The organism is Rhodoferax sp. (assembly GCF_028688795.1).
Taxonomy (GTDB): domain Bacteria; phylum Pseudomonadota; class Gammaproteobacteria; order Burkholderiales; family Burkholderiaceae_C; genus Rhodoferax.
The window spans coordinates 100,675-125,177 of the sequence record NZ_JAQTXM010000002.1 but is presented as its reverse complement, the minus strand read 5'-3'; the positions used below and the strand labels follow the sequence as shown (position 1 = coordinate 125,177).

The following is a 24,503-nucleotide window of genomic DNA, read 5'->3' as shown; positions in this document are numbered from 1 at the left end:
CGATTGTTGGCGTTAGTGCGTTGACGCATGTGGGGAAAAGGGTTGTCAATGAGCCAAAAAAGGCTTCCGAAGAAGCCTTTTTGACCGCAAAACCTTGGTAGGCTGGCTGGTTTACACGCGCTTGCGGTACTCGCCGGTGCGGGTGTCGATTTCGACCTTGTCGCCTTGTGCCACAAAAATTGGCACGCCAATTTCAAAGCCTGTGGCCAGCTTGGCGGGCTTGAGCACTTTGCCTGAGGTGTCGCCTTTGACGGCTGGCTCGGTCCAGGTGATCTCGCGTACAACGCTGGTGGGCAGCTCGACCGAAATGGCTTTGCCGTCATAGAACACCACTTCGAGCGGCATGCCATCTTCGAGGTAGCTGAGCGAGTCGCCCATGTTTTCGGCTTCCACTTCGTACTGGTTGAATTCTTCGTCCATGCAGATGTACATGGGGTCGGCAAAGTACGAGTAGGTGCAATCTTTCTTGTCGAGGATCACGTTGTCGATTTTGTCGTCGGCCCGCAGCACAACTTCGGTACCGAAATTGGCGATCAGGCTTTTGAGCTTCATGCGCACGGTGGCAGCACCGCGGCCGCCGCGGGCGTATTCGGTTTTCAGGACGACCATAGGGTCTTTGCCGTGCATGATGACGTTGCCGGCGCGGATTTCTTGAGCGATTTTCATAGTCAGAGAGTGAAAGTAGGCCGCGCATCTGGCGGCGAGGGCGGCTTGAGCTTTGAAGAAAATCAACGCTGTGCCGCACACAGCCTGATATTTTAGTTGGTTTTCAAGGCGAAAGTGATCAGTGCCTGTGCCAGATCATCCTGACCCAGTAGGGTTTGGCGTGCCAGTTCTACGGCTGCTTGCCAATCTGCCAGGTTCTGAGGTGTCAGCCATGGCCGCTGCGGGTCTGCTGCGGCACTTGTGTTGAGTCCGTTCCAAATGTCGTGAGCTCGGCGCAATGAGGGCGGGGCTTGCAGCCAGGTCAGGAAAGCGTCCAGTTTGGGGCCATGGGCGCCATCGTCTTGCGGGTAAATCTGCCAGACGAAGGGCTTGCCAGCCCACAGCGCCCGTACCAGCGAGTCTTCGCCGCGTACAAAATTTAAATCGCATGCCCACAACAGGTGATCAAACTCAGTTTGCGTGAGTTGTGGTAGATATGAAATTAATAGCTTCTCACGCTTGCTCCATAAGGGCTTGAGGCTCATTTTTCTTGAAATTTCTTCGCGCACAGCCTCACTGGCCCGGCCATGGGTCACCAGCAGGCGAGTGGGTTGCGTGTCATGGGCCAAGGTGTCCAGCAGGTCACCCAAACCGGCGGGTTCATAACAAAAGAGTGACACCAGGCGCTCGCCGCGCCATTCGACACCCAGGCCAGCCAGCCAGGCGTCGCGGTCAAATTGCGCCCGGCTTACAAGAAGATTTGGTTCGCGTAAAAGGCCACCCGTGTCCTTGGTAAAGCCTGGGTAAAAAAAATGTTTGGCTAACCCTTCGCCGGGACCAAACATGACGGGTGAGGGCAGGCCATGGCAGCGTGCAGAAAAGTCTTCTGCGCTCAGGTATTCCAGGTTAATCCATATACTTTTTTGGCCTCTAGCTCTTATATTACTTGCGTAGATAGCTATAAATTCAGGTGCAATTCTGCAGCCAAAAGCCTCAATCATCACATCGCCGGGAACGATGCCGGCGAGGTCAAGCGGCGTTGTCCAAGCTCTAACTTCCACCCTTGGTGCCCCGTCTGGTGCCATCCATGCCAGCGCGCTTGCATCGTCCACCCAAAGGCGCACTATTTGGCCGCGCTGGGCCAAATTGCATGCCAGTCGCCAGCAGACACCGATGTCGCCGAAGTTGTCGATGACCTGACAAAAAATGTCCCAACGCAGGGCAGGGTCGGGTATGGAGCAGTGCATGGCTCAATTGTCCACAATACGCACCTATGTCCGAACAAGAACCCTTCAAGTCATTGGCTGAATGCACGCCAGCCAAAGCCACCGCGGCATACCCGGAACAGGTGCTCAGCGATGTGGCCAGCCTGCCCGCGCTGCCCGGTGTGTACCGCTATTTCGACGCGCAAGGTAATGTGCTTTACGTGGGCAAGGCCATCAACTTGAAGAAGCGGGTGTCGAGCTATTTTCAAAAAAACCATGGCGGCACGCGTATTGGCCACATGGTGAGCAAAATTGCCCGGCTGGAGACCACGGTGGTGCGCTCCGAGGCAGAGGCGCTGCTGCTTGAAAACAACCTGATCAAGACGCTCAACCCAAAATACAACATCTTGTTTCGGGACGACAAGAGCTACCCGTATTTGAAAATTGGCGCACCAGCGCCTGTGTCGGATGCTATAAAAAGCAAAGCTGCTTACGCTTTACCCATGAGGGCTACAGGTCAAAATGATATAAATAACCTGACCAAAGTGAACGGCGACTGGTTTCCCCGTGTGTCGTATTACCGTGGCGCAGTTGAGAAGAAGCATCATTATTTCGGCCCTTACCCCAGCGCCTGGGCGGTGAAAGAAGCGATTTTGCTGATGCAAAAGGTCTTCAGGCTGCGCACCTGCGAAGACCCGGTGTTCAACAACCGCACCCGGCCGTGCTTGCTGTACCAGATCAAGCGCTGCTCGGCACCTTGTGTTGGCCATATTTCGGCAACGGCCTATGCGCAGGACGTGCTGGATGCCGAGCGCTTCTTGAACGGTGATGCGCGCGAGGTGATGGCCGAGCTGGAAGCCCGCATGATGGCGCACGCCGACAAGCTGGAATTTGAGCAGGCGGCAGAGTTGCGCAACCAAGTGGCGGCGCTCTCGAATGTGCTGCATCAGCAGTCGGTGGACAACGTGTCGGACCGCGATGTGGATATTTTGGCGGTGAAGGTTCATGGCGGGCGCGCCTGCGTCAACCTGGCCATGGTGCGCGGCGGTCGGCATCTGGGTGATCGACCATATTTCCCGGTGCATGTTGAAGACGCAGCCGATCTGGATGACTCGGATGAGGCAGATGCGCCCAGCGCGGTGCGAAGTGTCGAGATGCAGGTGCTGGATGCCTTCATTGCTCAGCACTATCTGAATGTGCCCGCGCCGCCCTCACTGGTGGTGAGCGTTCCGGTGGACAAGGGTTTACTGAAAGCCTTGTCGGAGCAAACCGGCGTCAAGGTCAGCGCTGTCCACAACCCGCGTGAGCAACGTCGGGTCTGGCTGGAAATGGCGCAGACCAATGCGGGGCTGCAATTGGCAAGATTGTTGGCCGAAGAGGGCTCGCAACAGGCGCGCACCCGGGCGCTGGTTGAGGCGCTTGACCTGCCCATGGAAAGCCTGGATGAACTGCGGGTGGAGTGTTTTGACATCTCCCACACGGCGGGTGAATCGACCCAGGCCTCATGTGTGGTGTTTCATCACCACCGAATGCAAAACGCGGAGTACCGCCGCTTCAAGATCAACGACATCACGCCGGGTGACGACTACGCTGCCATGCGCCAGGTGTTGCTGCGCCGATACAGCAAGTTGGCAGAAACATTGGCTGAGGCCAAACGCTCCGGTGAAACCCCGGCGGGCACGGGCAAGTTGCCCGATCTGGTGTTGGTGGATGGTGGCAAGGGCCAGGTGTCGATGGCACGCGAGGTTTTCGTGCAACTGGGGTTGGACTTGTCCTTGATCGTGGGGGTGGAAAAAGGCGAGGGCCGGCGCATTGGGCTGGAAGAACTGGTGTTTGCCGATGGCCGCGAGAAGGTTTACCTGGGAAAGGATTCGGCTGCGCTGATGCTGGTGGCACAAATCCGCGATGAGGCGCACCGTTTTGCCATCACCGGCATGCGTGCGGCCCGTGCCAAGGTGCGCATGGATGGTGGCAAGCTGGAAGAAATTCCGGGCATCGGCCCGAAACGGCGTGCGCGTTTGTTGCAGCGTTTTGGCGGCGTGCGCGGGGTGGCACTGGCGTCGGCGGATGACATTGCGCAGGTCGAAGGTATCTCGCATGAACTGGCGCAGGAAATTTACCGCGCGCTGCATTGAAGGATGCGGCTGATGCGTTAAACCCCGTGCCACAATTGAAGCATGTTTTGGACCATTCCCACCCTCATGACCTGGGCCCGCATTGTGGCGATCCCCCTCATTGTGGGCGTGTTTTATTTGCCCATTGAGACCACCACGCGCAATGAATGGGCCACGGTGATGTTTGTGGTGTTTGCCGCCACCGACTGGCTGGACGGCTATCTGGCGCGCAAGCTCAATCAAGTGTCGGCATTTGGCGCCTTCCTGGATCCGGTGGCAGACAAGATTTTGGTTTGTGCTTCGGTGCTGGTGCTGGTGCATCTGGGCCGGGCCGATGTGTTTGTGGCGCTGATCATCATCGGCCGTGAAATAGCGATTTCGGCCCTGCGGGAATGGATGGCGCAGATTGGCGCTTCCAAGAGCGTCGCCGTGCACATGGTCGGCAAGCTCAAAACCACAGCACAAATGGTGGCGATTCCGTTTTTGTTGTTTGACGGTGTGCTTTTTGGACTGATCGACACACATGTATGGGGTGTCTGGCTGATCTGGATTGCCGCTGTCCTGACGGTCTGGTCCATGGTCTATTACCTGCAAAAAGCCTTGCCTGAAATCAGGTCGCGCGTGAAGTGACCGTGGCGATTGAGCGGCCCATGATTCGGGTCATGCCGGCGGTGTTTGTGCTGATCTGGAGCACCGGGTTCATCGTGGCGCGTTATGGCATGCCCCATGCCCCGCCTTTTAAATTTCTGGCGATTCGTTACACCTTGTCCATCGCGTGTTTTCTGCTTTGGATTGTGTTGGCGCGCGTCAAGTGGCCGACGCATCCCAAGCAATGGGCGCATCTTGCGGTGACGGGTGTGTTTATGCATGCCTGCTACCTGGGAGGCGTTTGGGCGGCGGTCAAACTGGGCATGGGGTCGGGTCTGTCGTCTTTGATTGTGGGTTTGCAACCCGTGTTGACCGCGCTGTGGCTCGCTTCGACTGGCAACAGAATCTTGCCCAGGCAGTGGATTGGTCTGGTACTGGGTTTTTTGGGTTTGGTGATGGTTGTGTCGCGTAAATTTGGCGCTGGCGGTGAAGCCAACTGGCTCAACATCTCGTTGGCGACGGGCGCGTTGCTCAGCATCACGATCGGTACGCTGTATCAGAAACGTTTCGTCAAATCATGCGATGTTCGCACGGCCAACACGGTTCAACTCATGGCCGCATTGGTGGTGACCTTGCCGCTGGCGGCTCTTGAGCTTGAAGCCATTCGTTGGAATGGGGAACTGATCGGTGCCATAGCCTGGTCAGTGCTGGCGCTCACGCTGGGCGGCAGTTCCTTGTTGTATTTGCTGATTCAAAAAGGCGCTGCAGCGTCAGTTGCCAGCTTGATGTATCTGGTGCCACCGGTGACAGCTTTTATTGCCTGGCTACTGTTTGCCGAGCCCATCACCCTCGCCACCGTCTTGGGCACGATGCTGACAGCTTTGGGTGTGGCGCTGGTGGTGTGGCAGCCCAAATACGGCTGAAACGCCAGCAACGCCTGATTGTTGTTTTGTTTGCAAATCTGAAGGAGCCATGTCATGAGTCAAAAAAGGATTGCCGTGATTGCCGGTGACGGCATTGGCAAGGAAGTGATGCCTGAGGGCATTCGCGTGATGGAGGCAGTGGCCGACAAGTTTGGTATCAAGCTGCAGTTTGATCATTTTGATTTTTCCAGCTGGGATTATTTTGAGAAGCATGGGCAGATGCTCCCCGACAACTGGAAAGACCAGATTGGTGGTCATGATGCCATCTACTTTGGCGCTGTGGGCTGGCCAGAGAAGGTTCCGGATCACGTCTCGTTATGGGGCTCATTGCTGCAGTTTCGTCGTGAATTTGATCAGTATGTCAACCTGCGTCCGGCGCGGCTGATGCCCGGCATCATCGCCCCGGTGGTTCGGCGCGATGGCACAGCGCGCTTGCCTGGCGAGATCGACATGGTGATCGTGCGCGAGAACACCGAGGGCGAGTACTCCAGCGTTGGTGGCCGCATGTATGCGGGAACAGCGCGCGAGATCGTGATCCAGGAAACCGTCATGTCGCGCATTGGCGTGGATCGGGTGTTGAAATTCGCCTTCGAGTTGGCCCAGTCGCGGCCAAAAAAACACTTGACCAGCGCCACCAAATCCAATGGCATTGCCATCACCATGCCGTATTGGGATGAACGGGTGTCGGAGATGGCCAAGTACTATCCTGATGTCAGGGTTGACAAGTTTCATATAGACATCCTGACAGCGTACTTTGTGCAACGGCCTGACTATTTTGATGTGGTGGTCGGCAGCAATTTGTTTGGTGACATCTTGAGTGATTTGGGCCCGGCCTGCACTGGCACCATTGCCATTGCACCCAGTGCCAACCTCAACCCTGAGCGCTTGTTTCCGTCATTGTTTGAGCCTGTGCATGGTTCCGCGCCTGACATTGCGGGTCGGGCCATTGCCAACCCGATTGGTCAGATTTGGAGTGGCGCCTTGATGCTGGAATTTCTGGGATTCAAGGCGGCGCATGACGCGGTGTTGTCCGCTGTCGAGCAGGTGCTGGCGCCGAAAACTGCCGCGCCACGCACGCCTGACTTGGGTGGCTCTGCCAGTACGCAGGATCTTGGGCGTGCCATCGCGGAGCAAATTGCACTTGCCTGAGGTGCGCCATTTGCAAAATTCTGAGACCCTCAAAACAAAAAATGCCACGGGCTGCAGGGTAGGTTGGTCAAAGCAGTCTAGAATCGGTTTTTTCTCTGTGGCGAATTTGAACTGGCTTCAAACACTGTATTGCACTGAGCCGCTTAAGGCTGATCCGCAAAAATCCAAAAAGAGACACCCGGTTGATTTTTTATACCCCATGAGAGGTTTGTTGTGAATAAAAGTGAGTTAATTGATTTCATTTCCAGCAATGCTGATATGTCCAAAGCGGCGGCGGCACGTGCGCTTGAGGCAACCATTGAAGCTGTCAAAACCACCCTGAAAGATGGCGGTTCGGTGTCGTTGGTTGGGTTTGGTACGTTTGCTGCAGGCAAACGCGCGGCCCGCGTTGGTCGTAATCCGCGCACTGGCGCGTCGATTAAAATCGAGGCAGCCAAGGTTCCCAAGTTCCGTCCGGGTAAAGCATTGAAAGATGCCCTGAATTAATTTGTTGTCAGTGGGGTGATTAGCTCAGTTGGTAGAGCGGCGCCTTTACACGGCGTAGGTCGGCGGTTCGAGCCCGTCATCACCCACCACCCCCACTACCCCACATAAAGGCGAACACCATGTTCGCCTTTTTTGTTGCCATGCAGGAGAGTTAGCGTATGTTCGATATCTTCCGAAAGCACACCAAGATCATGATGATGGTTTTGTTCTTGCTGATCATCCCGTCGTTTGTGCTGTTTGGTATCGACGGCTACAACCGCATGAAGGAGTCCGATACGGCTGTGGCGCGCGTTGGCGGCCATGACATCACCCAAAGCCAGTGGGACTCTGCGCACAAGACTGAGGCAGACCGCGTGCGCGCCTCTGCCCCCAATGTCGATGTCAAACTGCTCGATTCTCCGGCGGCACGCTACGCCACACTTGAGCGGTTGGTGCGAGAGCGTGTGATGGCGGTGGCCGCAGAAAAGGCTAAATTGTCGACCAGTGATGCGCGGTTGGCCAGATATTTACAGGAAGATCCCACCATTGCGTCGCTGCGCAAACCCGACGGTAAGATGGACATGGATCGCTATCGCCAGTTGGCAGCGAGCCAAGGATTGACCCCAGAGGGGTTTGAGAACAGTGTGCGGCAAGACTTGTCCAAACAGCAAGTTGAGGCTGGCGTGCGTGGCACCGGTTTCGTTACGCCTGTCGTGGCTGATGTCGCGCTGAATGCGTTCTTTGAAAAACGCGAGATTCAGGTGGTCAACTTTTTGGCGGCCGGTTACGCATCCAAGGTTAACCCGACAGATGCAGAACTCGACGCCTTCTATCAGGCCAACCAAGAATTATTTCAGGCACCCGAGCAAGCGAAAGTTGAATACGTGGTGCTTGACATGAATTCGGTCAAGAAGAGCATCGAAATTCCCGAGGCTGATTTGAAGGCGTATTACGATCAAAACGTGGCCCGGCTCAGCGGCAATGAAGAACGTAGGGCCAGCCATATCCTGATCAATGTGCCCAAAGATGCGCCGGCCGCAGACCGGCAACAAGCACGAACAAAGGCTGATGAGTTGTTGAAGGCCGTGCGCGCGGCACCTGCCAGTTTTGCCGACCTGGCCCAGAAGAATTCGCAAGATACAGGTTCAGCAGCCAAAGGTGGCGATCTTGACTTTTTTGTTCGTGGTGCCATGGTCAAACCCTTCGAGGACGCGGTGTTTGCCATGAAGAAGGGCGATATCAGCGAGGTCGTGGAGTCAGATTTCGGTTATCACATCATCCAGCTGACTGATGTAAAAACTCCCAAACAGCGCAGTTTTGACGAGTTGCGGACCAGCATTGAATCTGACCTCAAGACCCAACAGGCCCAGCGCAAATACGCCGAGTTTGCAGAGATATTCACCAACACTGTGTATGAGCAAGCCGATAGCCTCAAACCAGTGGCCGACAAACTCAAGCTTGATATCAAAACTGTAGACAACGTGACACGACAGTCAGCGCCTGGTGCAATCGGCGTGCTGTCCAGTGATAAATTTTTGGCAACGCTCTTTTCGTCTGACACCATTGACAAAAAACGAAACACGGAAGCCGTCGAGGTCGCTGTTAATCAGTTGGCTGCTGGCCACGTGGTGGCACATCAGCCCGCCCGGGTCCTACCGCTGGTAGAAGTTCGTCAGCAGGTGCGTGATCGAGTTGTCGCGGCCAAAGCCGCCGAGTTGGCAAAAAAAGAAGGGGGTGACAAACTGGCTCAGTGGAAGCGAGACGCTGCGACAGCCAGTCTGCCAGCAGCAGTCACCGTGTCGCGTGACCAGGCTCAAATTGTGCCTGCACCTGTGTTGATTGCAGCACTGCGAGCTGACGCTGCCGCGCTTCCCACTTGGGTGGGCGTTGATCTGGGTGCCACGGGTTATGCCGTGGTCCGGGTCAATAAAGTAGTGCCGCGCAACGAGGCGGTGCAGGCGTCTGCTAAACAAGACCGAGATCAGTACGCCCAGTGGTGGACAGCTGCGGAAGCGCAGGCCTACTACTCGGTGCTGAAAGAGCGCCTCAAAGTTGAAATCTTGATTCCCGCGCCTGTGAGTGCGGCTGTTGCCAAATCGAAATCTGTGGTTCAAACAGCTCCCGCTTCGGCCAATAAATAGACTTCATCCGTTATAATATTAAGCTGCGGTGGCTGTAGCTCAGTCGGTAGAGTCCAGGATTGTGATTCCTGTTGTCGTGGGTTCGAGCCCCATCAGCCACCCCATATAAATCAAGCACTTAGCCCACTTTTCGGTGGGCTTTTTGCTTTCTGATAGCCTCAAATTTCCCACCGTGGGAAATGGCGGTCAGTTTGACGACCTGAATACCTCCGTTGATCGGTCGTAAACGCGAGCCGTCGTCTCCGGGTTTTTATGCAAGTCGGGCAGGGCTCCTGTCACCTTTTTGTGCTTCGTGGCGTAGAAAGCGCGCAGGTCGTGAAAAGTGAAACGGGTGCCTTTCGTCAGGACGCCTTGTTTGATTGCTTCCAGTACAAATCGCTGCCAAAGTGTTTTGAATCCACCGTCGCTGTACTGGTTGTTGTCTCGGGTCGGGAAGACGTGGCGGAAATCGAGCTTGCGGATTTTGTCCAGCCTGGATATCAGTCCATCTAACACTGGGCTGATGTTCACCACCTCAGTAATCTGGCCGCGTTTCTTTCCGCGCTGTTTTGCTCGGATGGTCCTGATTTCGCCGTTGACGCGGTCAATTTGCGGCCCACATAGACAAAGCTCAGCACGTAGCTCAGAAACACGGGTAGCACAGGCCGCAAGGATGCCAGATCTTCGCCGTGAGGCACCATCATCTCCAGCACCATGATGGTAATGATGATGGCCAACACACCATCACTAAATGCCTCAAGCCGGTTTTTTCCCATGTCAGCAAGTATTGTTGTCGGTGTCCAACTACAAGGCCATCGTGGGCCGCTGACCCATCGCCGTTCGCCAGCGCAACAGATGCGGATGGCGCTCATCGGGCCTGACCTTGACGATGCGTGCAAAGTCGACGGTCACGACCGCAGCGATGTCGGCGATGCTGAACTGCTGGGCCGCGATGAAGTCTCGGTCACGCAGGCGTTCGTTCAAGTCCGACAGGAACTGCTGCAGCCTGGCCAATCCACGCTCGGCCAGTTGAGGGATTTGCTCATAGTTCACTGGTCCGGGCAATGCACGGTGCAACATGGCCACGGAATTGTTGCGAAAGGCCTCAGCAATGGGCATAAAGCCTTCAAACTCAATGCGCCAGTGCCAATCCGCGATGTCTGCCTTGTCCAACGGTGTCACGCCCAGCATGGGTGGTTGCGGGAAGCGGGCCTCCAGGTAAGCAGCAATCGCCGCGTTGCTGGTCAACGTAACACCCTCGTTCGTGCGCAAGGCTGGCACGGTGCACAGGGGGTTTATCTTCCTATAAACGTCACCGAGTTGCTCACCCGCTTTCAAATCAACCTGCACAGTCTCGTGGGTGATGCCTTTTTCGGCGAGCAGGATGCGTGCACGACGCGGGCTGGGCGCGGTGGCACAGTCATAAAGTGTGATCATTTTGAATCCTTCAGCTTGTCTTGGGTGCTGGTCTCGAAGTCGCTGGCAGAGTGACGTTCATGCAACTGTGACTCCAGTGGCCCGGTGACGCGGTTGACCATGCGCCCTCGTTGGACCGCCGGACGTTTGGCGATCTCGTCAGCCCAACGGATCACCTGGGTGTACTCATGAACCTGCAGGAATTCACCAGCGTCATACACCAGCCCTTTGACCAGTGCCCCATACCAAGGCCAGATGGCCATGTCAGCAATCGTGTAATCGTCACCACCCACGTAGGGGCTTTCAGCCAAGCGCCGGTTGAGCACATCCAACTGGCGTTTGACTTCCATGGCAAAACGGTCAATGGCGTATTCAATCTTTGTTGGCGCATAGGCGTAAAAGTGGCCAAAACCGCCGCCCAAGTAGGGTCCGCTGCCCATTTGCCAAAACAGCCACGACATGCATTCAGCGCGTCGGGCTGGATCGGTCGGCAGGAACGCGCCAAATTTCTCGGCCAGGTACAACAGGATGGAACCGGACTCGAACACCCGGACCGGCTCGGGTTCGCTGTAGTCCAGCAGGGCGGGAATTTTGGAATTGGGATTCACCTCTACAAACCCGCTGCCAAACTGCTCACCCTGGTTGATGCGGATTAGCCAGGCATCGTATTGGGCGCCACTGTGGCCGAGTGAGAGCAACTCTTCCAACATTACCGTGACTTTGACACCATTGGGGGTGGCCAGTGAATACAGTTGCAAAGGGTGACTGCCTCGCGGCAGCGCTGCCTCGTGCGTTGGCCCGGCAATCGGTCGATTGATGTTGGCGAATTGACCCCCGTTGGCTTTGTTCCAGGTCCAGACCTTGGGTGGGGTGTAAGCGGGCAAATCAGACATGACAGCGTCTCACTTTCGGGTATGGAAAATCGCACATGATATTTCAAGCAATATCTGCAAGCTGGTCAAGAGTTGGGCTTCAGATACGTCGGCATGGTTTCGTAAATCAAGTGGAACTGATCCAACAGGTGACGATTGTCGGTAACCTGCGCTCGAAATTACAAAGCCATGGCCGGAGCGACTAAAGTTGGCGTGGTCAGCGCCATGGTTGCCAACCCCCAGTCCCGTTTCTTCTGCAACCGCATCAAAGGCGAGATGGAGCTTGCCCTTGCCAGCTTGGGGTTGAAAAGCCTGGTGATTGCGCGACCCTCATTGCTGGATGGCGACAGGGCAGCTCTGGGCCAGCCTGAACGTGGTGGTGAGGGTCTTGGCTTAACGCTTATGCGCGGGTTGCGCCCACTTCTACCGTCGAACTACCGTGCCATTCTGGCCAAAGATATGGCCCATGTCCTGATCCGCGTCGTCAAGACAGCCAAACCAGGGGTGGTAAAGCTCCTGTCGGGTGAAATGCAGGGTGGTTGAAATCTAGCTCAAGCCGGCCATTGCTGTGGTTCGGCCGATCCCCGTTTTTAACTGAAACAGACGCAATTAACGAAAGAAAAAATGTTTGATAAAAGCGGCCAGTGGATCCACCTTGAAACCTTCGAAGACTTCGACAACGGGCTGTCAGAGCTCATTGACCTATGGTCCAGCACATCGAAGACTGCCACCAAAGCGGTCAAAGAATCAGCACTCGCCTATTTCAAAGAAGACCTGGAAGCAGCCGTGCTCAATTGGGCCGACAACAAAGCCAAGTCGAAGAAATACGTGGCCATTGGTGCAGAGTTGGCTGAATTTGAAGAAGCACTGAAGGACGGCTCCAGCCAAAAAGGATAATTCTCCGCATGAGAATCAATCTGGTCACCCCTTTCGCAGAAAAAGACGCCGTGAAGGCACTCGGCGCTCGCTGGGATGCCGCAAAGAAGTGCTGGTACATCGTCGATGTGGCGAACCTCACGCCATTCTCTCGGTGGATTCCAGACATGGAGGCCGCCAAGGAAGGGAAGGGCGCTGACGGTGCTATGCTGGCGACGAAGCCAGGGATCTCGCCACCGGTGCCGATCAATGGCCCAGCGCGGCCAGCCAATGCCCCGGCAAAGCCAGCCAATGACGTCGCGGATTGCGGATGCGATGTCCTGGGATTCACTTGCGCGACTCAGGGAAACTGCAGAATGACGATTTTGAACTGCTTTTCAAGCATCCAATTGTTTCAACAGGCTATTTGGCATGGTCCGCATTTATTTTGTCGCCGCAATCAGTCTTTCCAGGCCTCGGGGCAGATGGAAAAAATGCAAGGGTCGACATGTACCTCTGGTGCCCTGCTCAACCACAGCTTCAAATGATTATTGAGTGCGATGGCTACGAATTTCACAGCGGAAAGTCAGAATTCATCGCAGACAGAAAGCGAGACAGAAATTTGCAGCGGGCAGGTTTCGATGTCTATCGCTTTGCAGGCACAGAACTCTTCAATGACATGAAGAAGGTGGCTGACGAAGCTTGGCTGACTGCTATCAACCTACGCTTCGGTTTGGGTTATCAAGAGCCTAATTATTTTGATTCTTGAGTTCTGTTAGCCGCGGAAGTTGGCAGCCGGGGTGCCCGAGGACTGAGGTAGAAGACGCACTCGAATTGTCTGTTCAGATTGGGGTCTGATTGCACATTTTTTGTGACGCAGAATCAATGACACAGAGTTTGAAACTCAACAGGACTGCATGTAGCATGCTTTCGTCAAAGTCCGCAATCAGCTACAGTTGCCATTCGGGCCAGCTCCGGTCGCTGTATCCAACAGCCGCATAGTGGCAGTCAGCGTGAGTACGCCTGGCAACACCCACCGTCAGCACACGCTGCAATTGAGTCCGACATTCTAAAAAAAGTGTCTGGCAGACTCCAAGGTCAGTTATCTGATTTTTGGCAAAAATCGAATGACCGATCTACAAATTATTGAGCACCGGCTTCTGAAGGGCGACGAACTGGGCCACCCTAAAGCTGACGGCCGTGTATGCCAGCATTCAGCCTTAAGCCGTAATAGCGACACAGGCTTCCAGAGGGCAGTTTTTGTGCCGCAAGCATCACTTTGTGTGGCATTTGCTGGTGGGTACCCAACTACAGCATGCCTTATTGCCAGCAACTCAGTCGCGATTCTGTTTTGCATCATGCATGTCTCCGTGTTGGGGATAAATGGGGGATAAACCGGGGGCATTGGGGGGCGTATAGGGGCATGCCGTCATTGTGTGAGTGCTCCATAAACGCTTTTATTTGAGCCGGGGGGATCGGTTCGAGCCCCATCAGCCACCCCAAGTAATATAAAGAAACCCCGCTATTTATAAGATAGCGGGGTTTTTGCATTGATGGCGTTCGCACACTGCTTACAGACTGCGGTAACGTGGCTTCTCTACAAATTGAGCGCCAGAAAAGTAGCCTTTTACCCAGCAATGATATTTTTTGAAGGTCACGAAAATGGCGGCAAGTTTTAGAGAATTCCTCGCAAGTGCTTTGCAGATGGGCGCAGACTCACGTGCTTGCTGATGTTTAAGCAACTGCGGCTGTTCGCATTCAGGATCTGCCCTTGCCAGACAGGGCCAGCGAAGACGAATGACAGTCTGTGCTCGGCTAGGGTAATCAAAAATCCCTCGCATCTTGAACGCGATACAAGGTTGGTTAGCTATTTTTGAGTTTGAATCATTTTCATGGCGGAGGTGATCAGCGTCGATACTTCGGTCATGTTGCTGGGAATGACCAGTGTGGTGGTGGCATCTGCAGCAACTTTTGAGTAGGCGTCGACGGCTTTTTCTGCCACCTTGAGCTGCACCGCGGCGGCACCGCCTGGCTGATTGATGGCAGAGGCAATGCGTTCAATGGCCTGCGCTGTTGCCTCAGCCACGGCCAAGATCGATTGAGCATCACCTTGGGCCTTGTTGATCACCGCTTGTTTTTCGCCTTCAGAGCGGGCAATGAAGGCCTCGCGTTCGCCTGTTGCAATGTTGATCTGCTCCTGGCGGCGGCCTTCAGAGGCTGCGATCAGTGCGCGCTTTTCACGTTCAGCGGTGATTTGCTGTTGCATAGCGTGCAGGATTTCTTTCGGCGGAGTCAGGTCTTTGATTTCATAACGCAACACCTTCACGCCCCAATTCAGGGCCGCCTCGTCAATGGCTTGCACTACTTGGGCATTGATGATGTCGCGCTCTTCAAAAGTCTTGTCCAGTTCGAGCTTGCCAATCACCGAGCGCAAGGAGGTTTGTGCCAGTTGCGAGATGGCCATGATGTAGTTGCTGGACCCGTAGCTGGCGCGCATGGCATCTGTGACCTGAAAATACAAAATGCCGTCCACCTGTAATTGGGTGTTGTCCTTGGTGATGCAGACTTGGCTGGCAATGTCCAGCGGAACTTCTTTCAGCAAGTGTTTGTAGGCCACTTTGTCCACAAACGGCACTAAAAAATTCAGACCCGGCGTCAGTGTGCCGTTGTATTTACCGAGACGTTCAACCACCCAGGCGTGCTGTTGGGGCACGACCTTGACCGACTGGGTGACAAAAATCACTGCAATGACAAATAATACGATGGCAATTTCCATGAGGAGCTTTCGAAGTTAAAGGGGCTGTGGGTTTTTAAGGATCAATCGGCTGCCGATGACTTCTGCAATCACGTAGGGGCCAGGCCTGGCGACCTGACCATCTTGCAAGGCGGCGTCCCAATGGGCACCACGGTATTTGATGCTGCAGGTATGGTCGTCCTGCCAGTGGTCGACTTGCACGGTTTCGCCAACATCCATGTTGACATCGTGGTTGGCCTGTGCCGGTGCGATGGGTGCTAGCGTTTTTTTGTAACGCCGCCAGACAAGTACAGATCCGCCACCTACGACGGCAGCGCACACCCATTGCAAGGGCTGTGAAAGCCCCGCATGGGCGGACAGCGCGGCGGCCACCAACCCAAGCGAAATCATCAGCAGGTAAAAAGTGCCGGTGATCAGCTCTACGGCAATCAGGCCACCTGCGACCAGCCACCAAAGTGTCGAATCAGCCATATCTTCTTTCTACTGTGTTGCGACCACGACATTTTCAGCCGAAAGGGGAAGCGCAGGCCTGAAGTGTCATGATTACTCCTTACACTTCGCGCCTATTTCTCTTATTTACCGTGTGTCGCTGGAGCTTGCCATGAAATTTCGCTTTCCGATTGTCATCATCGACGAAGACTACCGCTCAGAAAATACCTCAGGACTGGGCATCCGCGCGCTGGCGCAAGCCATTGAGACGGAGGGCTTTGAGGTGCTCGGCGTGACCACTTATGGTGATTTAAGTCAGTTCGCCCAGCAACAAAGCCGGGCAAGCACCTTCATCTTGTCGATTGATGACGAAGAGTTCACACCCGGGCCAGACCTGGATCCCGCCGTGGTGAATTTGCGGCATTTCATTGAAGAAGTGCGGCGCCGCAATTTGGATGTGCCGATTTATATTTATGGCGAGACCAAAACTTCGCGCCATTTGCCCAATGACATTTTGCGGGAATTGCACGGTTTCATTCACATGTTTGAGGATACGCCTGAATTTGTGTCGCGCCACATCATCCGCGAGGCTAAAAGCTACCTTGAAGGCGTGCAGCCGCCGTTTTTCAAGGCCTTGCTGGACTATGCTGAAGACGGATCGTACTCATGGCATTGCCCCGGCCACTCCGGTGGCGTGGCGTTTTTGAAGAGCCCGGTGGGTCAGATGTATCACCAGTTTTATGGTGAAAACATGCTGCGTGCCGACGTGTGCAACGCGGTGGAAGAACTCGGCCAACTGCTGGACCACGACGGCGCCATTGGCAAGAGCGAACGCAATGCGGCGCGCATTTTTAATGCAGACCACTGCTTTTTTGTGACCAATGGGACCTCTACGTCAAACAAGATGGTGTGGCATCACACCGTGGCGCCTAACGACGTGGTGGTGGTTGACCGCAATTGCCATGTGTCCATCCTGCATGCGATCATCATGACGGGGGCTATTCCAGTCTTTCTGAAGCCCACCCGCAATCACTTTGGCATCATTGGCCCGATTCCCAAAAGCGAGTTTGAGCCTGCAGCGATCAAGGCCAAGATCAAGATCAATCCATTGATCCGGCAGCATCTGCCAGACATTGATGTGAACCAGATCAAGCCTCGGGTGTTAACGCTCACACAGTCCACTTACGACGGGGTGCTGTACAACACAGAAACTGTTAAGAACATGCTCGACGGCTATGTCGAGAACATTCATTTTGACGAAGCCTGGCTGCCGCATGCGGCGTTTCATCCGTTTTATGGTACCTACCATTCCATGGGGAAGAAGCGTGCGCGGCCCAAGAAAGCCATGGTGTACGCCACCCAGTCGATTCACAAGTTGTTGGCCGGTATCAGTCAGGCCAGTCAGGTGCTGGTGCAAGACTCACAAACCGTCAAGCTTGACAAGCATCTTTTCAATGATGCCTATTTAATGCACACCAGCACCAGCCCACAATACAGCATCATTGCCAGTTGCGACGTGGCGGCGGCCATGATGGAGCCCCCAGGCGGTACCGCCTTGGTGGAGGAAAGCATTGCTGAAGCGCTTGATTTCAGGCGTGCCATGCGCAAAATTGATGACGAATACGGCACCGACTGGTGGTTCAAGGTTTGGGGTCCTGACAAACTCGCCGAAGAGGGCATTGGCCGTGCGAATGATTGGGTGCTCAAGGGTGAGTCGCGCACCAACAAGGGTGGTGTGAACTGGCATGGTTTTGGCAAGATGACGACCGGATTCAACATGCTTGATCCGATCAAATCCACGGTGGTCACGCCCGGCATGGATTTGAACGGCAAGTTTGCGAAGACCGGTATTCCCGCCAGTGTGGTGACCAAATTTTTGGCTGAACACGGTGTCGTTGTTGAAAAAACCGGGCTGTACAGCTTTTTCATCATGTTCACCATAGGCATTACCAAAGGCCGCTGGAACAGCATGTTGACGGCGCTGCAGCAGTTCAAGGACGATTACGACAAGAACCAGTCGATGTGGCGCATCTTGCCGGAATTCTGTCAAAAGTACCCAAAATATGAAAACATGGGCTTGGCCGATTTGTGCCAGCATATTCACCAGCTTTACGCAAAATACGACATTGCACGCTTGACCACAGAGATGTATTTGAGTGACCTGAGTCCGGCCATGAAGCCCAGCGACGCCTACGCGCACATTGCGTTGCGCAAAACCGAGCGGGTTGAAATTGACCACCTGGAAGGTCGCGTTACCGTGGGCTTGGTGACACCTTATCCGCCGGGCATTCCCTTGTTGATTCCGGGCGAGGTGTTCAACAAAAAGATTGTGGATTACCTGAAGTTCTCACGCGAGTTCAACAGCCAGTGCCCAGGGTTTGAGTCTGACATTCACGGCCTCGTAGAGGAGCCCGGTGCAGACGGTAAAGTGCGCTACTTTGCTGACTGCGTGGCCAGTTAAGTGCTATGAAATAAATAGCTTCTCGCGCTTATTCTATAAGGGCTAGAAGCTGTTTTTATCAAGAAGTTGAATCTACCACCGCAACGGCGGTCTGACTCACGCCACAGTCGACATAAGAAATCTGACCGGTCATGCCCGAAGCCAGATCGCTGAGCAAGAAGGCGGCCACGTTGCCCACTTCATCAATGGTCACATTGCGCTTCAGTGGTGAGGCAGCAGCTGAAATGCCCAGCAGTTTGCCAAAGTCTTTGATGCCGCTGGCTGCCAGCGTTTTGATGGCACCGGCGCTCAAACCGTTCACGCGAATGCCCTTGGCACCCACGGCATCGGCCAGGTAGCGCACCGAAGACTCCAGAGAGGCCTTGGCCAGGCCCATGGTGTTGTAGCTCGGCACCACACGTACACCCCCCAAATAAGTCAGCGTCAACAGCGACGCGGTGTTGCTCAGGTAGGGCAGGGCGGCTTTGGCCATGGCGGGAAAGCTGTAGGCACTGATATCGTGGGCAATGCGAAAGTTTTCGCGCGTTAGACCATCCAGAAAGTTACCAGCAATGGCTTCACGCGGGGCAAAACCGATGCTGTGCACAAAGCCGTCAAAGGTCGGCCATGTTTTGGCCAAGTCTTTGAACAGGTTGTCGATTTGCGCATCGTCAGCCACATCACAATCAAAAATTAGGGTCGAGTTGAAATCGGCGGCAAATTCGGTGATGCGTTCCTTGAAGCGCTCACCTACATAGCTGAACGCTAGTTCTGCCCCTTGGGCATGGCAAGCTTTGGCAATGCCATAGGCGATGGAGCGGTTGGACAACACGCCCGTGATCAGAAACTTTTTGCCAGTCAGGAAACCCATATCAACCTCTTTTGTCTTTTAACGTCTGTCGAATCACTGCGGATTTGGCCCTTGAGCTTGGTCATATGCAGTGACAAATGATGCAGAATTGTCGCATGCGCCGCCTGCTGATTTTTGTTGCTTTGTGTTGGGTCAACCCCGGTTGGGCCGCGCACGGCTACGCCTTGTGGAGCGACCTGAAATATCCCGCCGGTTTTGCGCACTTCGACTATGTGAACGCCGACGCACCCAAGGGTGGCGAGTTGCGTCTGGTCAGTAACCTGCGGGTGTCTACCTTTGACAAATACAACCCATTTACGATCAAGGGTTCGGCCCCGGCCTACCTGTCTGATTTGATGTTTGACAGCTTGTTGACTGGTTCACTGGATGAAACCGGCTCAGGTTATGGCTTGTTGGCGCAAGATGTGGTGGTGTCGGCAGATGGTATGAGTGCCACCTTCAAGCTGCGTCCAGAGGCGCGGTTTCACAATGGTGATGCCGTGCTGGCAGCAGATGTGAAGTACAGTTTTGATGCTTTGATGGGCCCCTTTACCTCGCCAGCCTACAAGACCATGCTGGAAGATGTGGGCGGACTGGATGTGCTGGACGAACGCACGGTGCGTTACCGCTTCAAGAAGCCTAACCGCGAACTGCCGTTGACCGTGGGCGGCCTGCCAGTGTTCAGCCGTGCTTGGGGCATGGAAGGCGCCGAGCCCAAACCGTTTGATCAGATCGTGACCGACACACCCATTGGCAGCGGCCCCTACAAAATTGGCCCGGTGCGCTTTGGCAAAGACATTACCTATGTGCGGGACACCACCTATTGGGCCAAAGACCTGAACGTGCGACGCGGCACGGCCAATTTTGATCGCATCACGGTCAAGATTTACAAAGATGCGACAGCCCGGCTGGAGGCACTGAAAGCCGGTGAGTTTGATTTGATGCGTTTTTTCTCGGCAGGTGATTGGGCGCGCCGGGTCAATGGGAAAAAATTCGACACAGGTGAGTTGGTTAAGCGCGAGTACCAACACCGTTTGCCCACCGGCTTTCAAAGTTATGTGCTCAATACCCGCCGCGAGCGGTTCAAGGACGTCCGGGTGCGCCAAGCGCTGGGCTTGGCGCTGGATTACGAGTGGATGAACCGCCAGTTGTTTTACAACGCTTACCAGCGAGTCAATGGTTTGTTCGGCAACACCGATTGTCAGGCAAGCGGATCGCCCTCAGCGCAGGAACTGGTCTTGCTGGAGCCTTGGCGCGAGGTGTTGCCTGCGGACGTTTTTGGCCCCATGACGCAGCCGCCACGCACCGATGCACCATCATCTTTACGGGCTAATTTGCGTCGAGCCCAAGCCCTGCTCAACGCGGCAGGTTGGAACGTTTCAAATGGCAAGTTGCGCAATGCACAGGGCCAGGTTTTCGAGATGGAATACCTGGACAGCAACGAGGGAAGCGCGCGCGTGGTGACACCATGGGCGCGCAACCTTGAGAAATTGGGCATCACCCTTAACTTTCGTCCGGTGGACTTTGCCCTGTACCAACAGCGCCTGCAGACATTTGAATTTGATATGACCTCGCTGGCCTATGGAGGTACGCACAACCCGGGCCAGGAATATGCCGATTTATTTGGTTCCAAGGCAGCAGACCAGGAAGATTCCGGCAACATGTCAGGCATCAAAAGCCCAGCGGTGGACGCCTTGATCAGTGCCATGACGCGGGCGAAATCCAAGGCAGAGTTGTTGCCCGCTTGCCGCGCGCTGGAGCGGGTCATTGCCCACAGCCATGTGTTGATTCCACAATGGTCTGCCCCCACACACCGCATGGTGTTCAATGCCTGGCGACTGGATCAGCCGGCCGCCATGCCTCCCTATTCGCAGGGCGAGGGCTGGGCTATTGACACCTGGTGGGCAAAAGCCCCGCGCTAACCATGCTGAGTTACATCCTCAAACGCGTGTTATTGATGATCCCCACCTTGTTTGGGGTGCTGTTGCTCACCTTTGTCGTGATTCAGTTCGTGCCAGGTGGCCCGGTCGAGCAGTACATGGCAGAGGCCAAAGCGGGCACCGGCAAAGGCGCTGCTGCTGAGGGCGGTGGGTTGAGCTACCGGGGCGCGCAAGGCGTAGACCCCAAACGCATTGAACAAATCAAGGCCTTGTACGGTTTTGACAAACCCGCACACGAGCGGTTTGTACAAATGCTGGGTCAGTTTGCACGGTTTGACCTTGGCAAAAGTTTCTTTCAAAACAAAAGCGTGTCGGATTTGATTTGGGAAAAGCTGCCGGTGTCCATCAGTCTGGGCTTGTGGACATTTTTCATCAGTTATTTGATTGCGGTGCCGTTGGGAGTGGCCAAAGCCGTGCGGGCAGGCTCGCGCTTTGATTTTTTGACCACGTTGCTGGTGCTGTTGGGCTACGCCATTCCAGGCTTTGTGCTGGGCGTAGCGCTGTTGGTAATTTTTGGCGGGCAACTTCAGTGGTTTCCGCTGCGCGGACTCACCAGCAGCAATTGGGACGAACTCAGCTGGGTTGCGCGCGTGGTGGACTACCTGTGGCATATCGCTATGCCCGTCACCGCTATGGTGCTGGGCAGCTTTGCGGTGACCACCATGTTGACAAAAAACGCGTTTCTGGAAGAAATTCGAAAGCAATATGTGGTCACTGCGCGCGCCAAGGGGCTTGACGAACGTCAAGTGCTTTGGAAACACGTGTTTCGCAACGCGCTGATTCCCATCATCACCGGTTTTCCAGCCGCGTTCATCGGGGCATTTTTTACCGGGTCGCTGTTGATTGAAACGCTGTTTTCGCTCGATGGCCTTGGGCTGCTGAGTTATGAGAGCGTGATCCGGCGTGATTACCCGGTGGTACTGGGCACGCTGTATTTCTTTACCTTGATTGGTCTGGTGACCAAGCTGATTTCTGATTTGTCATACGTTTGGGTGGACCCGCGTGTTCGGTTTGACTAAGCCCCCTGCAGCCAGTCTGAGTCCGACCCGTCGCGCCTGGCAGCGCTTCAAGCGCAATCGGCTTGGGTACTGGAGTTTGGTGCTTTTTTGTCTGCTGTTGGGTCTGAGCCTGGTGGCCGAATTGATCAGCAATGACCGGCCACTGCTGGTGCGCTACCAGGGGCAAACCTATTTCCCGATGGTCAAGGATTATTCCGAAAAGACCTTTGGTGGCGACTTCGATACCACGACCGACTACCTGGACCCGTTCATCCGTGAGCGTTTGAGCCAGAACGGCAATTGGGCGCTGTTTGCCCCCAATCCTTACGGCCCCAAAACGCTCAACTACTTTGCCAAGGGCCCCAACCCATCGCCACCGACCCGTGACAACTGGCTGGGCACCGATGACCGGGGACGTGACTTGTTGGCGCAATTGATTTATGGTTTTCGGGTTAGTGTGCTGTTTGCGCTGGCGTTGACCTTTACGGGTACTCTTTTGGGCATCATCACCGGCGCCATTCAAGGATTTTTTGGTGGCAAGACCGACCTGGCCTTTCAGCGCTTCATTGAAATCTGGGGCTCCATGCCTGAGTTGTATTTGCTGATCATCTTCAGCGCCGTGTTTGCGCCAAGTCTGGCGCTGTTGCTGGTGTTGCTCAGCTTGTTTGGCTGGATGGGCTTGTCGGACTACGTGCGGGCCGAGTTCTTGCGCAACCGCCAGCTCGACTACGTGCGCGCTGCCCGCTCGCTCGGGGTGAGCAATTGGCACATCATTACCCGGCACTTGTTGCCCAACAGCATGACGCCGGTGGTGACGTTTTTACCATTTCGCATGAGCGGGGCGATTTTGGCGCTGACCTCGCTTGATTTTTTGGGCCTGGGTGTACCGCCGGGCACGCCCTCTTTGGGTGAGCTATTGTCACAAGGCAAGAACAACATTGACGCCTGGTGGATTTCGCTGGCCACCTTTGCCGTGCTGGTGGTGACCTTGCTATTGCTAACCTTCATGGGCGACGCTTTGCGCGATGCGTTAGACCCTCGCAAGGCGGAGAAATGATGCGCACGCCAGTTGCAAATGGCTCGCCGTTATTGGCCGTGCATGGGCTGTCGGTGTCATTTGCCGGCAACGAGGTGGTGCATGGCCTCAGTTTTTCGATGGCCGTTGGCGAGAAGGTGGCCTTGGTGGGGGAGTCGGGCTCGGGGAAAACGGTGTCAGCGTTAAGCTTGCTGCGGCTGGTAGGCAATGCGGAGATCACTGGCCAAGCGATGTTTCAGGGGAAGGACCTCATCTCCATGCCCGAGCAAGACCTGCGCGCGATTCGCGGGCGTGACATTGCCATGATTTTTCAGGAGCCCATGACAGCACTGAACCCGCTCATGACGGTGGGTGATCAGATTGCCGAAGTTGTGATGCTAAAACAGGGTATAGGCCAAGTAAGGTCTATGCAAGTAGCTATAGATTTGCTAGCGGATACTGGGGTTCCAGAACCGCATCGCCGGGCCAAGGCGTACCCCCACCAACTCAGTGGCGGCCAGCGTCAGCGCGCCATGATTGCCATGGCACTGGCTTGCCAGCCCAAGTTGCTGCTGGCCGATGAGCCAACCACTGCGCTGGATGTGAGCTTGCGCGGACAAATTCTTGAACTGCTGGCCGACCTCCAGCGTCGCTACGGTATGGCGGTATTGATGATCACCCATGACCTGAACTTGGTGCGCCGCTTCGCCGACCGCGTGGTGGTGATGGAGCGTGGCAAGGTGGTCGAGCAGGGTGCAACCCAGGCGCTGTTTGACCACCCGCAACATGCTTACACCCAGCGACTGATGGCCAGCAAGCCGGAGCGCGATCTGCTGGTGTCGCTGCTTCCCCGTCATGACGAGCCGCCGGTGATGGTTGCCAGGCAGTTGCGTGTGGCTTATCGCACGCCCTTGCCGGGCATCAAGGGCTGGTTTGGCCACGGTGAGTATGTGGCAGTGCAGGGCGTTGATTTTGAATTGGTTGGCGGGCAAACGCTTGGCGTCATGGGTGAGTCGGGGTCGGGCAAGTCCACTTTGGCGCTGGCGGCTTTGGGGCTGCTGCCCTTTGAGGGGCATTTGAGCGTGATGGGGTCAAGCTGGGGGACTGATGCCGTTAAAAATCGGGCGCTGCGCCGACAGGTTCAGGTGGTGTTTCAAGACCCTTTTTCATCGCTTTCGCCACGAATGACGGTAGAGGCCATCGTGGGCGAGGGCTTGGAGGTACATGAGCCGCACTTGTCTGCGGCGCAGCGTCGTACCCGCGTGCTGGCAGCCCTGACCGATGTCGGGCTAGGTGATGAATTGGGGGGTGATGCCGTGCAATTGCTGGCCCGTTACCCACACGAATTTTCTGGTGGGCAACGCCAGCGGCTGGCGATTGCCCGGGCGCTGATCGTGTCGCCCAAGGTCCTGGTGTTGGATGAGCCGACCAGTGCGTTGGATGTAACCGTGCAAAAGCAGATCTTGCAGTTGCTCCAGAAACTGCAGCGGGAACATCGCTTGAGCTATTTGCTGATCACGCATGATGTGGCAGTGATCTCCGCCATGGCCCACACGATACTGGTCATGAAGGACGCTGTGGTGGTGGAATCTGGTCCGGTGGCTTCAGTGTTGCTGAGTCCAAAGCACAGCTACACCCAGGCCTTGCTCAGCGCCGTCTGACAAGTCGTTACAAATCAAGGCTTTCTGGCGCGTTTTCGGCTACAATCCGTGGCTTCACGACCA

Annotated in this window: 23 protein-coding genes, 2 tRNA genes and 1 pseudogene; 17 read left to right on the top strand and 9 right to left on the bottom strand. The window is 55.3% G+C overall.

Annotated elements, in window-relative coordinates; translation table 11 throughout:
- Positions 1–111: 111 nt before the first annotated feature.
- On the bottom strand, positions 112–666 hold the full coding sequence (efp, locus tag PHQ58_RS02215; RefSeq protein ID WP_300106273.1) for an elongation factor P: 555 nt from the start codon (positions 664–666) through the stop codon (positions 112–114).
- Positions 667–758: 92 nt separating this feature from the next.
- On the bottom strand, positions 759–1,892 hold the full coding sequence (gene earP, locus PHQ58_RS02210; protein WP_300106272.1) for an elongation factor P maturation arginine rhamnosyltransferase EarP: 1,134 nt from the start codon (positions 1,890–1,892) through the stop codon (positions 759–761).
- 26 nt (positions 1,893–1,918) lie between these two features.
- Between earP and uvrC the strand changes: the two genes are divergently transcribed.
- The 8 genes from uvrC (at position 1,919) to PHQ58_RS02170 (ending at position 9,334) form a co-directional block, all read left to right on the top strand.
- Entirely contained in the window at positions 1,919–3,985 is a 2,067-nt protein-coding gene (gene uvrC / locus PHQ58_RS02205; RefSeq protein WP_300106271.1) for an excinuclease ABC subunit UvrC, read from the top strand.
- 42 nt (positions 3,986–4,027) lie between these two features.
- Positions 4,028–4,594 (top strand): CDP-diacylglycerol--glycerol-3-phosphate 3-phosphatidyltransferase, encoded by a 567-nt coding sequence (pgsA, locus tag PHQ58_RS02200; protein ID WP_300106269.1) that lies wholly within the window; start codon positions 4,028–4,030, stop codon positions 4,592–4,594.
- A 20-nt stretch (positions 4,595–4,614) separates the two neighbouring features.
- Positions 4,615–5,475 (top strand): DMT family transporter, encoded by an 861-nt coding sequence (locus PHQ58_RS02195; RefSeq protein ID WP_300106267.1) that lies wholly within the window; start codon positions 4,615–4,617, stop codon positions 5,473–5,475.
- A 54-nt stretch (positions 5,476–5,529) separates the two neighbouring features.
- Positions 5,530–6,624, top strand: a complete 1,095-nt coding sequence (locus PHQ58_RS02190) for a tartrate dehydrogenase (protein ID WP_300106266.1) — start codon at positions 5,530–5,532, stop codon at positions 6,622–6,624.
- A 213-nt stretch (positions 6,625–6,837) separates the two neighbouring features.
- Positions 6,838–7,110, top strand: coding sequence for an HU family DNA-binding protein (locus PHQ58_RS02185; protein WP_300106264.1), 273 nt, complete (start codon positions 6,838–6,840; stop codon positions 7,108–7,110).
- 13 nt (positions 7,111–7,123) lie between these two features.
- A tRNA-Val gene (locus PHQ58_RS02180) sits at positions 7,124–7,199 on the top strand.
- A gap of 69 nt (positions 7,200–7,268) precedes the next feature.
- Positions 7,269–9,230: a SurA N-terminal domain-containing protein gene (locus PHQ58_RS02175; RefSeq protein WP_300106262.1), complete on the top strand. Its 1,962-nt coding sequence runs from the start codon at positions 7,269–7,271 to the stop codon at positions 9,228–9,230.
- A gap of 28 nt (positions 9,231–9,258) precedes the next feature.
- Positions 9,259–9,334, top strand: a tRNA-His gene (locus tag PHQ58_RS02170).
- Positions 9,335–9,416: 82 nt separating this feature from the next.
- Here the strand turns inward: PHQ58_RS02170 and PHQ58_RS02165 are convergent.
- From PHQ58_RS02165 to yghU, 4 genes and pseudogenes are all read right to left on the bottom strand, one after another.
- On the bottom strand, positions 9,417–9,740 hold the full coding sequence (locus PHQ58_RS02165) for a hypothetical protein (protein ID WP_300106260.1): 324 nt from the start codon (positions 9,738–9,740) through the stop codon (positions 9,417–9,419).
- A gap of 83 nt (positions 9,741–9,823) precedes the next feature.
- Positions 9,824–9,985, bottom strand: a pseudogene (locus PHQ58_RS02160) (TMEM175 family protein); the annotation flags it as partial.
- Between the two features lie 28 nt (positions 9,986–10,013).
- Positions 10,014–10,646, bottom strand: coding sequence for a glutathione S-transferase (locus tag PHQ58_RS02155; protein WP_300106258.1), 633 nt, complete (start codon positions 10,644–10,646; stop codon positions 10,014–10,016).
- Positions 10,643–11,518 (bottom strand): glutathione-dependent disulfide-bond oxidoreductase, encoded by an 876-nt coding sequence (gene yghU / locus PHQ58_RS02150; RefSeq protein WP_300106256.1) that lies wholly within the window; start codon positions 11,516–11,518, stop codon positions 10,643–10,645. The genes PHQ58_RS02155 and yghU overlap by 4 nt, the downstream gene beginning before the upstream one ends.
- A gap of 168 nt (positions 11,519–11,686) precedes the next feature.
- Here yghU and PHQ58_RS02145 point away from each other — a divergent pair, with 168 nt between their 5' ends.
- The 4 genes from PHQ58_RS02145 to PHQ58_RS02130 all read left to right on the top strand — a co-directional run bounded on the left by PHQ58_RS02145 (position 11,687) and on the right by PHQ58_RS02130 (position 13,121).
- Positions 11,687–12,040 carry a hypothetical protein gene (locus PHQ58_RS02145; protein WP_300106254.1) on the top strand — a complete coding sequence of 118 codons (354 nt, stop codon included), beginning with the start codon at positions 11,687–11,689 and terminating at the stop codon, positions 12,038–12,040.
- Between the two features lie 81 nt (positions 12,041–12,121).
- Positions 12,122–12,394, top strand: coding sequence for a hypothetical protein (locus PHQ58_RS02140; protein ID WP_300106253.1), 273 nt, complete (start codon positions 12,122–12,124; stop codon positions 12,392–12,394).
- An 8-nt stretch (positions 12,395–12,402) separates the two neighbouring features.
- Positions 12,403–12,900 carry a DUF5710 domain-containing protein gene (locus PHQ58_RS02135; protein WP_300106251.1) on the top strand — a complete coding sequence of 166 codons (498 nt, stop codon included), beginning with the start codon at positions 12,403–12,405 and terminating at the stop codon, positions 12,898–12,900.
- Positions 12,897–13,121, top strand: a complete 225-nt coding sequence (locus tag PHQ58_RS02130; RefSeq protein WP_300106249.1) for a DUF559 domain-containing protein — start codon at positions 12,897–12,899, stop codon at positions 13,119–13,121. The genes PHQ58_RS02135 and PHQ58_RS02130 overlap by 4 nt, the downstream gene beginning before the upstream one ends.
- A 1,098-nt stretch (positions 13,122–14,219) precedes the next feature.
- Here PHQ58_RS02130 and PHQ58_RS02125 read toward each other — a convergent pair.
- Positions 14,220–15,128, bottom strand: coding sequence for an SPFH domain-containing protein (locus PHQ58_RS02125; RefSeq protein ID WP_300106247.1), 909 nt, complete (start codon positions 15,126–15,128; stop codon positions 14,220–14,222).
- A gap of 15 nt (positions 15,129–15,143) precedes the next feature.
- A complete protein-coding gene (locus PHQ58_RS02120) occupies positions 15,144–15,578 on the bottom strand; it encodes an NfeD family protein (protein ID WP_300106245.1) in 435 nt (144 codons plus the stop codon).
- Between the two features lie 130 nt (positions 15,579–15,708).
- On the opposite strand from PHQ58_RS02120, the gene PHQ58_RS02115 reads away from it, so the two are divergent.
- Positions 15,709–17,997 carry an arginine/lysine/ornithine decarboxylase gene (locus PHQ58_RS02115; protein WP_300106244.1) on the top strand — a complete coding sequence of 763 codons (2,289 nt, stop codon included), beginning with the start codon at positions 15,709–15,711 and terminating at the stop codon, positions 17,995–17,997.
- Positions 17,998–18,055: 58 nt separating this feature from the next.
- Here the strand turns inward: PHQ58_RS02115 and fabI are convergent, their stop codons facing one another.
- Positions 18,056–18,847, bottom strand: a complete 792-nt coding sequence (fabI, locus tag PHQ58_RS02110) for an enoyl-ACP reductase FabI (protein WP_300106242.1) — start codon at positions 18,845–18,847, stop codon at positions 18,056–18,058.
- Between the two features lie 95 nt (positions 18,848–18,942).
- On the opposite strand from fabI, the gene PHQ58_RS02105 reads away from it, so the two are divergent.
- The 4 genes from PHQ58_RS02105 to PHQ58_RS02090 are packed head-to-tail and all read left to right on the top strand — an operon-like array spanning position 18,943 to position 24,440.
- Positions 18,943–20,748 carry an extracellular solute-binding protein gene (locus PHQ58_RS02105; protein WP_300106697.1) on the top strand — a complete coding sequence of 602 codons (1,806 nt, stop codon included), beginning with the start codon at positions 18,943–18,945 and terminating at the stop codon, positions 20,746–20,748.
- Positions 20,749–20,750: 2 nt separating this feature from the next.
- A complete protein-coding gene (locus PHQ58_RS02100) occupies positions 20,751–21,785 on the top strand; it encodes a microcin C ABC transporter permease YejB (protein ID WP_300106240.1) in 1,035 nt (344 codons plus the stop codon).
- Positions 21,778–22,821, top strand: coding sequence for an ABC transporter permease (locus PHQ58_RS02095; RefSeq protein WP_300106238.1), 1,044 nt, complete (start codon positions 21,778–21,780; stop codon positions 22,819–22,821). The genes PHQ58_RS02100 and PHQ58_RS02095 overlap by 8 nt, the downstream gene beginning before the upstream one ends.
- A complete protein-coding gene (locus PHQ58_RS02090; protein WP_300106237.1) occupies positions 22,821–24,440 on the top strand; it encodes an ABC transporter ATP-binding protein in 1,620 nt (539 codons plus the stop codon). The genes PHQ58_RS02095 and PHQ58_RS02090 overlap by 1 nt, the downstream gene beginning before the upstream one ends.
- Positions 24,441–24,503: the final 63 nt, after the last annotated feature.

Bases quoted from the DNA above. Each gene is read 5' to 3' on its own strand.
- earP (WP_300106272.1), bottom strand. From the start codon at position 1,892: ATGCACTGCTCCATACCCGACCCTGCCCTGCGTTGGGACATTTTTTGT.
- PHQ58_RS02090 (WP_300106237.1), top strand. From the start codon at position 22,821: ATGCGCACGCCAGTTGCAAATGGCTCGCCGTTATTGGCCGTGCATGGG.
- PHQ58_RS02100 (WP_300106240.1), top strand. From the start codon at position 20,751: ATGCTGAGTTACATCCTCAAACGCGTGTTATTGATGATCCCCACCTTG.
- fabI (WP_300106242.1), bottom strand. From the start codon at position 18,847: ATGGGTTTCCTGACTGGCAAAAAGTTTCTGATCACGGGCGTGTTGTCC.
- PHQ58_RS02195 (WP_300106267.1), top strand. From the start codon at position 4,615: ATGATTCGGGTCATGCCGGCGGTGTTTGTGCTGATCTGGAGCACCGGG.
- uvrC (WP_300106271.1), top strand. From the start codon at position 1,919: ATGTCCGAACAAGAACCCTTCAAGTCATTGGCTGAATGCACGCCAGCC.
- PHQ58_RS02140 (WP_300106253.1), top strand. From the start codon at position 12,122: ATGTTTGATAAAAGCGGCCAGTGGATCCACCTTGAAACCTTCGAAGAC.
- yghU (WP_300106256.1), bottom strand. From the start codon at position 11,518: ATGTCTGATTTGCCCGCTTACACCCCACCCAAGGTCTGGACCTGGAAC.
- PHQ58_RS02190 (WP_300106266.1), top strand. From the start codon at position 5,530: ATGAGTCAAAAAAGGATTGCCGTGATTGCCGGTGACGGCATTGGCAAG.
- PHQ58_RS02105 (WP_300106697.1), top strand. From the start codon at position 18,943: ATGCGCCGCCTGCTGATTTTTGTTGCTTTGTGTTGGGTCAACCCCGGT.
- PHQ58_RS02175 (WP_300106262.1), top strand. From the start codon at position 7,269: ATGTTCGATATCTTCCGAAAGCACACCAAGATCATGATGATGGTTTTG.
- PHQ58_RS02115 (WP_300106244.1), top strand. From the start codon at position 15,709: ATGAAATTTCGCTTTCCGATTGTCATCATCGACGAAGACTACCGCTCA.
- PHQ58_RS02130 (WP_300106249.1), top strand. From the start codon at position 12,897: ATGATTATTGAGTGCGATGGCTACGAATTTCACAGCGGAAAGTCAGAA.
- PHQ58_RS02120 (WP_300106245.1), bottom strand. From the start codon at position 15,578: ATGGCTGATTCGACACTTTGGTGGCTGGTCGCAGGTGGCCTGATTGCC.
- PHQ58_RS02145 (WP_300106254.1), top strand. From the start codon at position 11,687: ATGGCCGGAGCGACTAAAGTTGGCGTGGTCAGCGCCATGGTTGCCAAC.
- PHQ58_RS02135 (WP_300106251.1), top strand. From the start codon at position 12,403: ATGAGAATCAATCTGGTCACCCCTTTCGCAGAAAAAGACGCCGTGAAG.
- pgsA (WP_300106269.1), top strand. From the start codon at position 4,028: ATGTTTTGGACCATTCCCACCCTCATGACCTGGGCCCGCATTGTGGCG.
- PHQ58_RS02125 (WP_300106247.1), bottom strand. From the start codon at position 15,128: ATGGAAATTGCCATCGTATTATTTGTCATTGCAGTGATTTTTGTCACC.
- PHQ58_RS02155 (WP_300106258.1), bottom strand. From the start codon at position 10,646: ATGATCACACTTTATGACTGTGCCACCGCGCCCAGCCCGCGTCGTGCA.
- efp (WP_300106273.1), bottom strand. From the start codon at position 666: ATGAAAATCGCTCAAGAAATCCGCGCCGGCAACGTCATCATGCACGGC.